Below are 14239 nucleotides of genomic sequence, written 5' to 3' on the forward strand. Positions count from 1 at the left end.
TGATAACTCAAGGAAGGGCTTTATATTTACCGACATAAAGAGCGTTTAGTTACTTATCACGTCCAACAAACGCCACGACGACTTTGTCATTGCCAAGCGAACGAGAGAAAACGTACGCGCCTTCCTGTTCAATAACTCGATGCTGACCTGCGCCAATGGCAGGGTGTGCTTGACGGAACTGACCAAGGGTTTGCCAGTGTTTCAGCAAAGCTTGTTTGTCATCAGATAGCTTCCAAACCATGTCTGAACGTGTGCCTTGGTGGAAATCATCCGCGTAAGGGCCAATGTTACGGCCTACTTCATCGCCATAATAAACCTGAACCGCTCCTGGGCTAAGGAGCAATGCGTTCGCGGCATTACGTTGCATGCCGTAATCTTTAAAACGTGAGAAGAACAACTCCGTATCGTGAGAAGACATGTAACTGACTGGGTTGAAGTCTTTCTCGTTCGCGATAGTGTCCGCATAGCTTTGGTAAGTGTCTGCCATTTGGCTAAAGCACGCCGCGCCTTTGTCTAGCTTCTTCTGCATATCGAAGTTGATCAACGCGTCAAAACCATCATCGAAATAAGGGCTGCGATACGCGGTGTGTCCCCAGACTTCGCCCATCATCCAGAACGGCTGGCCTGATTTGCCATTTTCTTTACGCCACTGCTCTAGGCTGTTCGATGCTTCCTCTTTTAGACGCTTCCAAACTTCACCTTCGACGTGTTTCACCGTATCGACTCGATAACCATCAATGCCAAAGCGTTTCACCCAATCAGTTTGCCACTCAATTAGGTAGTCCGAGACGGTGTAATTGTCACGCGCCTCAACGCGAGTGCTAGGGTTATTCAACAACCATTGCGGCGGCGTGACGGTTTTATTGGATTCAGTGATGAAATCTGGTAAGCCAGCAAGAGACATCGTAATGTCGCTACTGCCCGGAGCTGGGTAACCCGGCAAGCCAGTTCTTACCCAATCGCCGCCCCACCACTTCGCCCAGTTCGGACTCTGATAATCAATATTCTGGTGGTAGCTATGCCAATTTTCGCCTGCTTTTGGTTGCCAGTCGCCCCATTTCTTGGGCAGTTCGGCATTAGGCTTTAACACATCGATACCGTCGAACTGTAGATCTGCCAATGTTGAGTAACCAGAATGGTTGATAACCGCATCCATCAAGACTTTGAGGCCACGCTTGTGCGCCTCTTCCACCAGCGTTTTTAAATCTTCTTCTTTACCGAAGTTCTCATCAATCTTGGTGAAATCGCGCGTCCAGTAGCCGTGGTAAGCATAAAACGGGAATGAGCCACTATCGCCACCACCGACAAAGCCGTGCACTTGTTCAACGATTGGCGACAACCAAATCGCGTCTGTACCTAGGCTCTTGATGTAATCCAGTTTCTCAATTACACCTTTAAGGTCACCGCCATGGAACGTGCCAACTTCATCTTTGCCGTCTTTTTTACGACCATAACTGTTGTCGTTACTTGCGTCTGCGTTGTTGAAACGGTCAACCATCACGAAGTAAATGTTCGCGTTTCGGTAATCAAATGGCACCGCCTCTTTGGTTTTCTGCACAGGCTCTAGCAGCACTAGGCCGCCAGAGTCTTTACTTGGCGTCAGTGATACTTTATGCTCTTTCACTTCAACCATTTGACCTGAATAAGCATCGCGTAACTTGGTGCCTTCAGGAAAGCTATCCCCCACAGCGATCGTCACTTCTCCGCCTTGGTAAACCTCACATTGCACTTGCGGGATCGGGCGTTTAAATTCGGTTTTTGCTGCTTTTTTGGGCTCTCGCTTAAACAGCAACGTCTTAGCCGCGTCGTCATACGCGAAGGAATAGTCGCCAGTAAAGCGAACTTTGAGTGGCAGTTCGGTCGGCTTGCCACAATTTAGCGCGATAGGTTTGTTGAACTTCACTTTCTGACCATCGGGTGCAACGCAGTCGCCTTCAACGCCCGTGATTTTAAGCGTATATCCGTCTTTGGTTAGAGGCACAACCAAAGGCTGCTCTGCACTTAGCGGGAAGTCACGGCTGTTGGTCGTGGTAGAAATGGTGATGTTAGGCTCGGCGATGGCACTTGCCGACGCAAGCAGTAAAGTAGTAGTAATCAGGTTCAGTTTCATCGTTCAATCCATTGGCAGCACATGGTAACCATGCACATTTATTAGTTTTATTCACACTAATTGTGCCTAGATAAGAAACTGAACACATCATTCTAACTGCCTACGCCCCAAAGGTCGTGACGCTTCACATTTTATTGATATAGGGGCGTAGTTCTATTTAAGCGTAATGGATTGAGGGAGTTAAAGTTGCACGCTGCCAAGATTGCTCATTTGGTTCATCGCCCATCTTGTGCGGCGAGCAGTGTAATCACTTTGTGGATAGACTTTGATTCGATATGGGTTTGGCAACACCACGGCTAAACGCGCTGCTTGCCACTTCGAGAGTTGCTTTGCACTGACACCAAAATAATTCTGCGCAGCCGCTTCAGCGCCGTAAATTCCGGGACCAAATTCAACCACATTTAGATACACTTCGAGAATGCGCTCTTTACTCCACATCACCTCCATCAGCAAGGCAAAGTAAAGCTCATAAGCCTTGCGAACGTAGGAGTGAGATGGAAACAAAAACACATTTTTCGCAGCTTGTTGGGTAATGGTGCTCGCGCCTCTCGACGGACCATGATCACCTGCCTCGGAAATCACGTCGAATAGAGATTCGAAATCGACACCATAATGATGAGGGAATTTTTGGTCTTCGGTCGCAATCACCGCTAACTGCATATTTTTTGAAATACGCGTCAAGGATACCCATTCATGTTGGCTGCTGTCTGGATAGTTCTTTGGTGGTGCAACAATGCGGCTTAACTTCCATCCCCATATTGGTGGATCGACATATTTCACCACACCAACCAAAACGATTGGGGCAATCAGTAATATCAACACCATTTTAAATAGAAATGACTTAAGCCTTTTCAACATGTGTGGTTCCCCAATGCATTAGCGATTGATGATAAACAAACCAGCGAGCTTGCCTGATTCAATCAGGAACAACAAGTTTTTGAGGTAAAAAATAGGTCAAAAAAAGCCCGATTTACAATGTAAAACGGGCTTAGAATTTGATTAGACTGAATTATTTATTCCGCTTGTAGAACACGGTTGAAAGTGGTGGTAAACGAAGCTCAAGTGATTGAGGCAGTGATTCACTTTCGACTTTTTCCGTTTTCACACTGGTCAGCACTTTAAAATCGCTGCCGCCGTATTTGCTGTCGTCCGTGTTCAGCAGCAGTTCGTACTGACCTGCATTTGGAACGCCTAAACGGAAACGCTCGTGTGGTACGGGCGTAAAGTTGGTGATGATGAGAATACGCTCACCTTCTTTACTGATACGCTCGTGCGCTAGGATACTCGCATCCGCTTCGTCTTGTAGACGCCACTCAAAACCCGCAGGGACACAATCTTGATCGTGCATCGCCGCTTCATTTCGGTACAAGTGGTTCAAATCTCGCATCAGCTTTTGGACACCTTGATGACGCTCATATTCCAGCAAGAACCATTGCAACTGATCATCGTGGTTCCACTCCGCCGTTTGGCCGATTTCCGCGCCCATGAAGTTCAGCTTTTTGCCCGGTTGACCATACATGTAACCGTAGTATGCACGTAGGTTTGCGGTTTGCTGCCATTCATCACCCGGCATCTTGTTATGGATAGAGCCTTTGCCGTACACCACTTCGTCGTGAGAGAGAGACAAGACGTAGTTCTCGCTGTGCGCATAAACCAGCGGGAATGTGATGGTATTGTGGTGGTATTTGCGGTGAACAGGATCTTCTTTGATGTATGAAAGACTGTCGTGCATCCACCCCATATTCCACTTGAAGCCAAAACCTAAACCACCCATAAAGGTTGGCGCAGACACTCCAGGAAACGCCGTTGACTCTTCCGCAATCGTCATCGCATTCGGGAAGTGCTTGTACACTTCTTCGTTCATCCATTTTAAGGTTGCGATTGCGTCGTAGTTTTCGTTGCCACCGTCGACGTTCGGTACCCACTGATCGTGGCTACGTGAGTAGTCGAGGTAAAGCATCGATGCGACTGCGTCCACGCGAATGCCATCAATATGGAATTGTTCAAACCAGTACAGCGCATTCGATACAAGGAAGCGACGCACATGTTCACGACCGAGATCGTAGATGTATGAGTTCCAATCTTGGTGCCAACCGCGACGTGGGTCCGGGTCGTGGAACAACGGTGTGCCGTCAAAGTTTGCTAAACCGTGGTCATCCGATGGGAAATGCGCCGGAACCCAATCCAGCACCACACCGATACCAGCTTGGTGACACGCATCCACGAAGAATTTGAAATCATCAGGAGAACCGTAACGGCTGGTTGGCGCAAATAAGCCAACGGGTTGATAGCCCCATGAACCATAGAATGGATGCTCAGACACAGGCATCAGCTCAACGTGGGTGTAGCCCATATCCACAAGGTATGGCACCAACTGCTCCGCGAGTTCGCGGTAGTTGAGGAAATCACCTTTCTCGTCGCGCTTCCATGATCCAGCATGCAACTCATAAAACGATAACGCTTCATCACGCTTTTGTGTCACTGCGCGGTTTTGCCATTTCGCATCTTGCCATTGGTAACGCTTGTGATCGTAAGTAATGGATGCGAACGATGGGTATTGCTCAGAGTAGAAACCCCAAGGGTCTTGTTTGTGTGGCAGCCCTTCCCCATTTGGTCCTTTGAGCTCAAATTTGTACTGAACGCCTTCTTCTAAGCCAGGAATGAACAACCCCCAAATGCCATAATCTAAACGTTGCATTGGGTGACGACGACCATCCCATTGGTTGAAGCAACCCACAAGGCTAACAGCCGATGCATGCGGAGCGTAGACAAGGAAACGAACACCGGAAATGTTTTCACCGCCACGTTCTAGCATGACAAAGTGCGCGCCCATGTAGTGATACATGTCTATTGGCGTATGCAGATGCTCGTACTCTTGGTAGATATTGTGGTACTGGTACGGGTCATCAATAATTTGTTCAACACCATTCCAATCGACCGCTAAACGGTAGTGGGTCAGGTGTAAGTCGCGTTGCTCTTTTAAGATAAAACCGCTGTCGCCATCGCGTTCAAGCGCCACGCGAGGTTCACCATTAACAAGCAGTTCAACCTTGTTTGCGCCCGGCATCCACACTCGCAGCGAACCTTCGCCGTCATCAATGAATGGGCCCAACGCCGCAAATGGATCTGAGTAAGCCGCCTCAGCAAGCAGTTCGTACGCGCGTTCGTGTTTTTTCTTTATTTTCTTTGTTTTGGTGATTTTCAAATCTTTCTCCCTAGAACCAATATTCGTTTGAACCGAATGTTGGTTTCTCCACAGCCAACGTTGTGAACTCACAAAAGACTCCGCTTCTCACGTTCGTCGCGTAAACGGCGTCAAAATACAAAAATGCCCGCTATTGTCGCGGGCATAATAACGGTACTTCATCCTAACGGATTGTGTGGGTTGAATGAGTGACCTAGACGGAACTTTCGTACCTCTGAGCTAACAAAATTAGTAATCCGCTCATTCATCTACGTCACTCTACGCATCTTATTTGCTCGCCTGTGCGCGAACTTCTGTAAGGCGTTTAGAAATGCGATTCACGTCTTCACGACTGAAGATTTCATCTAGGTTCATCGACAGCTTACGACGCCAGTTTGGATACTCATCAACCGTGCCAGGAATGTTGACCGGTTGATCCATTTCTAGCCAGTCTTCAAGCTGAACGCTAAGCAGTGCAGAATCACCCGCCGCAACGTGCAATTGAAGCGCTTCGCTTAGGTATGAATCCATTGGTACGAACTGCGCATCATGGCCAATGCCTTCTGGCAAGTAACCGTGCCAACGAACGCTGTCTAGGATGCCTTGTTTGCACTTCAAACGGTCAGCGAATAAGCCTTCCAACTGTTTTTCATCTGGGTACAGACCAATCTCACGACCCATTTTCAAGTCATCGCAGTGCCAGAAACCGCGTAGGGTTGGCATGTCGTGCGTACACAATGCCGCCATAGACTGCTCTGCGTAATGCTTCGGAGAAATAAAGCCGCCGTCCTCTTTTGAGGTTTCGAAGAAGAAGACTTTGTACGAATGCACGCCTGCATCACGTAGGATATCAACGATTTCATCTGGCACAGTACCTAAGTCTTCACCAATCACAGAGCACTGATGGCGGTGCGACTCAAGCGCTAGGATTGCGAGCATGTCTTCTACTGGGTAGTACAAGTACGCGCCTTCTGTCGCTTTTTCGCCTTTTGGAATCCACCATAGACGCAATAGGCCGAGTACGTGGTCGATACGCAGTGCACCACAATGCTTCATGTTGGCACGTAGCAACTTGATGTACGCATCGTAGCCTGTCGCTTCCAACACTTGAGGGTTAAGCGGTGGCAGACCCCAGTTTTGACCTAGAGGACCAAGAATATCTGGTGGCGCACCGATGCTTGCATCCAGCACTAGGTTGCCTTCATCCGCCCATGTTTCACTGCCAGAATCTGCAACACCTACAGCAAGGTCGCGGTACAGACCAACCGCCATGCCTTTTTCTTCAGCTAGGGCTTGCGCTTCTTTGATTTGATCGTCTGCGATCCATTGTAGGTACATGTACAAGTGAACGCGATCTTGGTTGTCTTTGATGTATTTCTGAGTGCCAGCCGCGTCGAATGTGCGGTATTTCTCAGGGAATACAGGCCAACCCCAAACGCCAGAATCTTCAGCGTGCAAATCTGCATGAAGCGCATCAAATGCCGCTTGGTGCAATAAACTTTCGCCGCCCTTCTCTACGAAATCTAAGAATGCGCGAGCGCGGTCCGTGTTTTTATCGAGATGACGAGCCTTGAACTCACTAAATAGCAGCGGCAATACGCTCATTTTTAGTTGAGAAACTTCGGTGTAGTTCACCCAATGTGAGTCACGCGCTTTTTGTAGACGTTGTTGGAACTCTGCGCTGCCCACTCGCTGTTGTGCTTCTGCACTTAGCGCGAACTCAGGTACAGAGCTTACGTCGATGTACATGATGTTCAGCCAGCGACGAGAAGATGGGCTGTATGGGCTCGCGCCTTCTGGGTTCGCTGGGAAAAGTGAGTGAATCGGGTTCAAACCAATGAAATCACCACCACGAGAGGCAATGTCACTCACCAACTGTTTTAGGTCGCCAAAATCACCGATGCCCCAGTTATGCTGAGTACGCAGTGTGTAAAGCTGAATGCTTGGACCCCACAGTTTTTTGTGTTGGTTTAGGTCTTCTTGTTTGAAACACGCTTTCGGTGTGATGATCAATGACATCTCGTAAGGCGTTTTACGACGCTTACGACTGATGATCAGTTTGTGGTAACCCCATGCCAAGTTCTTTGGCAATGCAAACACTAGAGGGCCACCCTCAGCACGCTCATCACGAACAATTTGAGACTGAAGATAGCCTTCAAGTACCTCTCCTTGTTCTGTTTCTAAACGCCAGCTGAATTCACTCTCACGAGCACTCGTACCTAGGTTTAGTTCCACTTCGACTGGTTCGCCGTCGCGTAAAACAAGAACAGGGGCTAGTACGTCTTTCTTATGTTTCTTTTCAGCAGAAGCCAATAGTTTTTCATCGCAGCTAGTATCGTAGCCTAGTGAAGTGAGCAAGCGGCGTAGAGTCTCGTCAGAAACTTTTGCCTCGTCTCCCCACGCGCTGACATAGCTATCAGCCAATCTCGCCATTTCCGCGACTTTCTTTAATGCTGTTTGTTCTTTCATCGCTTTCTCCGAAGGTAATACCAACACCTTCCATGTAGGGTTTTATTGTTATCAATAACGTAAGTTTGCAAATGACCAAAGGTAGCGCTTGGCTACCTTGGTCTTAACTCTGTTCTATTAACGGTGAACCGCTTCTAGTTTCCAGATATTGTTCACGTAGTCGCGAATTGAGCGGTCTGAGGTGAACTTACCAACAAGGGCGGTATTAAGAATGGCTTTCTTCGCCCAGCCAGCTTGGTCTTTATATTGTTTGCCCATCTCTTCGTGCGCTTTCACATACGATGCGAAGTCCGCAAGACATAGGTATGGGTCACCGCCATCCAGTAGGCTATCGTACGTTGCACGTAGTAGGCCCGGTTGACCTGGAGTGAATTCTTCACCCAGTAGTAGGTCCATGGACGCTTTGAGTAGGTGATCCGCGTTGTAGTAGTCAAATGGGTTGTAACCTTGAGCTTTTAGCGCTTTCACACCTTCAACGTCTAGACCGAAGATGTAGATGTTTTCATCGCCCACTTCTTCACGAATTTCAACGTTCGCACCATCCATCGTACCGATAGTTAGGGCACCGTTTAGCGCCATCTTCATGTTACCCGTACCTGATGCTTCTTTACCCGCTAACGAGATTTGTTGAGAAACGTCAGCCGCAGGGATGATGATTTCAGCCATGCTCACGCGGTAGTCGGGAATGAATACCACTTTCATCTTGTTACCGATGCGAGGGTCGTTGTTCACCTTGTCTGCAATCTTGTTGATTGCGAAGATGATTTCTTTCGCTAGGTGGTAACCCGGTGCGGCTTTCGCTGCGAAGAACACTACGCGTGGCGTGCACTCAAAACCTGGTTCGTTAAGAATACGGTGGTACAAAGACAGTACGTGTAGCAAATCTAGGTGCTGACGTTTGTACTCGTGCAGACGCTTGATTTGAACATCGAAGATAGCATTAGTATCGAGCTCGATACCCATGTGCTCTTTCACCCAGTTTGCTAGGCGCTCTTTGTTCTCTTTCTTCACTGCCATGAATTCTTTTTGGAATGTCGCGTCAGTCGCGTACTTAGCAATGCCTTCTAGCTGCTCAAGTTTCGCTGGCCATTCTGCGCCTACTTTCTCAGTGATAAGCTGAGACAGACCTGGGTTACAGAATTTCAACCAACGACGTGGCGTGATGCCGTTTGTTACGTTGTGTAGACGTGTTGGGTACATTTCATGGAACTCTGGGAATAGGTCTTTCTTAACCAACTCAGAGTGAAGTGCCGCCACGCCGTTTACTGCGTAAGAGCCGATTACACATAGGTTTGCCATGCGAACCATGCGGTGGAAACCTTCTTCGATGATAGAAAGCTTCTGTTGTTTCGCAACATCACCCGGCCACATTGCACGTACGTCTTGTAGGAAGCGATGGTTGATCTCGTAAATGATCTCCATGTGACGTGGTAGTAGGTGCTGAATTAGCGACTCTGGCCATGTCTCTAGTGCTTCAGGAAGTAGCGTATGGTTGGTATACGCGAATGTCTTAGAGCTGATTTCCCAAGCCGCTTCCCAAGTTAGACCTTTTTCGTCCATCAGGATGCGCATTAGTTCAGGAATCGCAATCGTTGGGTGCGTATCGTTAAGCTGGATAGTCTCTTGCTTAGGTAGATCCGCTAGCGAGTAGCCTGCTGCTTCATGGCGACGTAGGATGTCGCGTACAGACGCTGCTGAGTGGAAGTACTGTTGCATTAGACGCAGTGTTTTACCTTTCTCGTGGTTGTCGTTCGGGTAAAGCACTTTGGTGATGTTACCTGCGTCGATCAGTGCATGTTGCGCTTCGAAGTAATCACCGTTGTTAAAGCTTGCTAGTGAGAATGGTGCAATCGCCTGACATTCCCAAAGACGTAGCGGGTAAACAGTATCTGATTCGTAACCTACGATAGGCAGATCCCAAGGCATTGCTTTTACAGACATGCCAGGAACCCATTTGCGAACTTCTTTACCGTCTACATTAACAACTTCAACGTGACCGTAAAAACCGATTTCTTGCGCCAGCTCAGGACGAGCAACCTCCCAAGGGTAGCCCTCCACACCACGCCATGCGTCTGGTGCTTCTTGTTGGCGACCGTCTTTGAACGACTGCTTAAACAGACCGTATTCGTAGTGAAGGCCGTAGCCCACTGTTGGGAACTCTTGAGCAGCACATGAATCCATGAAACATGCAGCCAGACGACCAAGACCACCGTTACCAAGTGATGGATCGCGCTCTTCTTCTAGAAGGTCAGTTAGGTTATGACCTAATTCAGCCATTGCTTCTGTTACTTGTTCGTACAGACCCATGCTGATTAAGTTGTTGCCCGTTAAACGGCCAATAAGGAATTCTAGTGAAAGGTAGTTAACGCTCTTCGCTTGTTGGATGCGAGGATCGGTTTCAGTAGCAAGCAAATCAAAAGTAGTGAACTCAGCCAGTGCGCGACCCATTGCTAGGTACCATGCGCGGCTGTCTGCGTTTTCAACCGTGTGAGCGTAAGTTACTGAAAGGTGTTTCTTAACGCTGTCTTGGAAGGACTTCTTGTCAAATTGTTTCTGTTGAGTAGGTTTCATTACGAAATTCTCACGTCTTTTAGTAATTCATCTGCCATACATCGTGCATTTACCTCTGTGAATAAACATCCTCCTAATTCTCCTCCTTTGCAGGAGGAGGGGTGAGGGCGTAGAGGGGGGACCATAAGGAAGTTAGTGATCCAAATCTCAACACGACGTCCTTGGCTCCTATTCTTAGTGATTTTGATCACAACCAAATATGAGAAAGGTTAAAGATTGTTCATGACGCTTTTTATTGCCCTTTTCACCTATCATGCAAAAAGTGTCTTACCGATCACATTAGCTTCGTTAACATCGAGAAATTTTTCGCAAGAGATGTGCAACACAATCTTAATAGCACCAACACCAAAGACATTTAAGTGACAAAAATCACAAAACAAGGGCGTAGTTGATGCCAAATCCATCAACTCTTGAGAATTAGGAAGTGGATCAAAGTAACGAGCATTTCTGATGTCGTACCATCCCTCTCGGCTTACAAGATTGAGCAATTTTTATACAAGCTAGAATTATGCGGTGTGAGTCATTTCTAGTTTTGCTAGCTTTTATACCTAAGTGACCTCGGGAGATGACATTTTGTGTGGATATTGCCAAACCCAAAACAGGGCAGTGCAAAGTGAAAATCACGCTTAATCGCCGAAACATTGATGGTTGTTTAACGGTGTCGCTGGACGAGAGGAAGACTTCGAGAGGGTCTCTTGTTAAAAACAGTGCGTTGAAGTCACTTGGGTATCATAAATAAGGACATAATTACTAATGTGGATTCCATCTAAACTTACTCGTCCCGGCCGACTACACAATGCCATTGTGCGCCCACGAGTGTTGGACTTACTACAACAAGCGCCTTACTACAAATTGGTTTTGTTCCGTTCTCCAGCAGGTTACGGAAAAACAACGATGGCCGCTCAGTGGCTATCCGATAAGCCAAACGTCGGTTGGTACAGCATTGACGACAGTGACAATGATGGCTTTCGTTTCGTCAACTATTTACTCCAAGCGCTGAACAAAGCGACCAACTTCAGCTGCTCGAATGCGCAAAAGCTGGCCGAAAAGCGCCAGATTTCCTCTTTACGCTCGCTGTTTAGCGAAGTATTTGCCGAAATGGCAGATTTTCATCAAGAATGCTACGTGGTTCTCGACGACTACCACTTGATCACCAACGATGAAATTCATGAATCCATGCGTTTCTTCCTCAAGCACATGCCAGACAACTTAACGGTTGTCGTCACCAGCCGTGCAGCGCCGCCTCTGGGCACGGCAAACTTGCGTGTGCGCGATTTAATGATCGAAATCGGCAACGAAATGTTGGCGTTTGATACTGAAGAAACCACCCGCTTCTTTAACCAACGCATTGCCGATGGCATTGATGAAGACATGGCGAACAGCCTAAGAACCTACGTGGAAGGTTGGCCATCTGCGATGCAGTTGATCGCGCTGCAAGCCCAACATCAAAACCGCACATTGGCGCAAACCGTCGAGTCGGTATCGCAGTTCAATCACGCGCATTTGTGGGATTATCTGGTCGAAGAAGTATTTGACCTGCTCGATCACGAAACTCGTCACTTCTTGATGCAAGTGTCCGTGCTTGATCACTTCAACGATGAACTGGTATTTGCCCTCACTCAACGCGAAGACGCGCTGGGTCTGATTGAATCGCTTAACCGTTACGGCTTGTTCATTTATCCACTTGAAGGCGAGCATAACTGGTTCCGCTTCCACAACTTGTTTGGCGAGTTCTTGTCTCACGAGCGTCAAGCACGTATTCCTCAACAAGAAAAAGATCTTCACCGCAATGCGGCGGTCGCTTGGTTACAACAAAAATCGCCACACCAAGCCATTCATCACGCACAAAAGTCCAACGATAAAGACTTAGTCGTTGAGATTTTGAATGAATTCGGTTGGAAGATGTTCAACCAAGGTGAGTTAAGCACACTCGAGCATGCCATCAATAAGCTGGATGCAGAGCTGCTGTTTAGCCACCCTAAATTGACGATGTTACGTGCATGGTTAGCGCAGAGCCAACACCGATACAATCAAGTTGGCCAATTGCTTGAAGAAGCCGAAGAAGAGCATAAAAAGCGTAATATCGAGCTAGATATCCATTACCAAGGCCAAGCTAACGCGCTGCTTGCTCAGGTCGCGATTAACAGCAACCAACCCGAGAAAGCGCTTGAACTTGCGGAGCTGGCTCTCAGCCAACTAGACAACACTATTTACCGTAGCCGAATTGTCGCGACCTCAGTCGTGGGCGAAGTGAACCACGTGCTGGGTAAACTCGACCTCGCGTTGCCGATGATGCAGCAAACCGAAAAATTGGCGCGCCAGTATCAGGTTTACCATCAAGCACTGTGGGCGATTTTACAACAAAGCGAAATCTTGATTGCTCAAGGTTACGTGCAAGCGGCCTTTGAGCTGCAAGATTCAGGCTTTCGTCTGATTGAAGATCAGCAATTACAGCACGTTCCTCTGCACGAGTTTTTATTGCGTATCCGCGCGCAAGTCTTGTGGTGCTGGAACCGCCTAGATGAAGCCGAAGAATGTGCGTACCGAGGCCTACAAATTCTCGAAAACCATTCGCCAAGTAAGCACTTACATAGCTACTCAATGTTGGCGCGCATTGCGATTGGCCGTGGCGAGCTAGACAAAGCTGGTAAATTCATCGAGCACATTCAACATTTAATGAAGCAGTCTACGTACCATGTAGATTGGACCGCCAACGCCTCTTTATCGTTGATCTTATTCTGGCAAGCGCGTGGCAATACAGAAGCCATGCAAGAATGGTTGAACACGGCGGTTCGTCCAGAATCGGCATGTAACCACTTCTTACAACTGCAATGGCGCAATATAGTGCGTGCACACATCAATTTGGGTCAGTATGAGGAAGCACGCCAAGCGCTAAACTTCCTGCAAAGTGAAGCGCGCCGTACCAACCTCATTACCGATACCAATCGCAACCTCGTTGTTGAAGCCGTATTGGCCGCACGCCAAAAAGACGAAGAGCAAGCCAAAGCGCTGCTAAAAGAAGCGCTAGTAATGACGAACCAAACCGGTATGGTCGGAAACTTCCTAATTGATGGCGCTACGATTGGTGGCCTGCTAGAGAAACTCAGCCTGCGTCATGAGCTGGGCGATCTAGAACGTCACCGCGCTCAACAACTAATGAAAGACATTTCATCGAATCAGCGCAGCCGCTCGATCCACTTTGATGAAGACTTTATTGAAAAGTTGGTAAATCATCCGAATGTGCCGGAGCTTGTACGCACGAGCCCGTTAACACAGCGCGAATGGCAGGTTCTAGGTTTGATTTATTCTGGCTTTAGTAACGAGCAAATCGCACAAGAATTGGATGTGGCAGGTACGACAATCAAAACCCACATTCGCAACTTGTATCAAAAGCTCAACATCGCGAATCGTAAAGAAGCCATTGTAACTGCGGAGAATTTACTGCAATTGATGGGTTACTAAATCAAATAACCTTAGTAAAGAAATGGGCTTTTAATTGAAAACAAAAATGGGTTGGCGTTATGCGTCAGCCCTTTTTTTATAAGCCGCCAGTGAGGGAAGTGCAATTTGCAAAGCACGTAAGTAACGTTGTTCATATACGACAGGCAAAAAAATAGCCAACCGCAATAATCGCGATTGGCTCATATTTATTGTGAACAATCTATATTCACTAACAACGTCAGTTGGCTAGGTGACCCTCGGCTTAAGAAGGGTCGAGGAGTATTATGCATTAATCATACCAATTTTCAAAGCTTTATTTTTGGGCACAAGATCTCATATAAACTGATATTGCCTATATAAATTTTTGCAAAAAACAAAACTTAATTGCATTCTGCAATTTCAAAATGCAATTCAGGTAATTTATTAACAATTGAGTTAGTCAAAATGTAAATGAAAATAAAATG

At 47.4% G+C, this 14239-nt stretch carries 6 protein-coding genes; 1 reads left to right on the top strand and 5 read right to left on the bottom strand.

Annotation, left to right across the window (positions count from 1 at the left end; all coding sequences use genetic code 11):
- Positions 1–49 precede the first annotated feature (49 nt).
- The 5 genes from ACF8CV_RS09230 to ACF8CV_RS09250 form a co-directional block, all read right to left on the bottom strand.
- Positions 50–2110, bottom strand: a complete 2061-nt coding sequence (locus tag ACF8CV_RS09230) for an alpha-amylase (RefSeq protein ID WP_208871065.1) — start codon at positions 2108–2110, stop codon at positions 50–52.
- 180 nt (positions 2111–2290) lie between these two features.
- Positions 2291–2968: a monofunctional biosynthetic peptidoglycan transglycosylase gene (gene mtgA, locus ACF8CV_RS09235; RefSeq protein ID WP_120417116.1), complete on the bottom strand. Its 678-nt coding sequence runs from the start codon at positions 2966–2968 to the stop codon at positions 2291–2293.
- Between the two features lie 151 nt (positions 2969–3119).
- Complete coding sequence (gene glgB, locus ACF8CV_RS09240) at positions 3120–5315, bottom strand: 1,4-alpha-glucan branching protein GlgB (RefSeq protein WP_373366529.1); 2196 nt, start codon at positions 5313–5315, stop codon at positions 3120–3122.
- A gap of 267 nt (positions 5316–5582) precedes the next feature.
- Positions 5583–7763 (bottom strand): 4-alpha-glucanotransferase, encoded by a 2181-nt coding sequence (gene malQ / locus ACF8CV_RS09245; protein ID WP_153646065.1) that lies wholly within the window; start codon positions 7761–7763, stop codon positions 5583–5585.
- Between the two features lie 117 nt (positions 7764–7880).
- Positions 7881–10334 carry a glycogen/starch/alpha-glucan phosphorylase gene (locus ACF8CV_RS09250; protein WP_140154316.1) on the bottom strand — a complete coding sequence of 818 codons (2454 nt, stop codon included), beginning with the start codon at positions 10332–10334 and terminating at the stop codon, positions 7881–7883.
- 753 nt (positions 10335–11087) lie between these two features.
- On the opposite strand from ACF8CV_RS09250, the gene malT reads away from it, so the two are divergent.
- Positions 11088–13796 carry an HTH-type transcriptional regulator MalT gene (gene malT, locus ACF8CV_RS09255; RefSeq protein ID WP_153646067.1) on the top strand — a complete coding sequence of 903 codons (2709 nt, stop codon included), beginning with the start codon at positions 11088–11090 and terminating at the stop codon, positions 13794–13796.
- Positions 13797–14239 lie beyond the last annotated feature (443 nt).

The sequence above is a fragment of the Vibrio sp. zbq_1 genome, assembly GCF_043102935.1.
GTDB lineage: Bacteria > Pseudomonadota > Gammaproteobacteria > Enterobacterales > Vibrionaceae > Vibrio > Vibrio parahaemolyticus.

Bases quoted from the DNA above. Each gene is read 5' to 3' on its own strand.
- ACF8CV_RS09230 (WP_208871065.1), bottom strand. From the start codon at position 2,110: ATGAAACTGAACCTGATTACTACTACTTTACTGCTTGCGTCGGCAAGT.
- mtgA (WP_120417116.1), bottom strand. From the start codon at position 2,968: ATGTTGAAAAGGCTTAAGTCATTTCTATTTAAAATGGTGTTGATATTA.
- malQ (WP_153646065.1), bottom strand. From the start codon at position 7,763: ATGAAAGAACAAACAGCATTAAAGAAAGTCGCGGAAATGGCGAGATTG.
- ACF8CV_RS09250 (WP_140154316.1), bottom strand. From the start codon at position 10,334: ATGAAACCTACTCAACAGAAACAATTTGACAAGAAGTCCTTCCAAGAC.
- malT (WP_153646067.1), top strand. From the start codon at position 11,088: ATGTGGATTCCATCTAAACTTACTCGTCCCGGCCGACTACACAATGCC.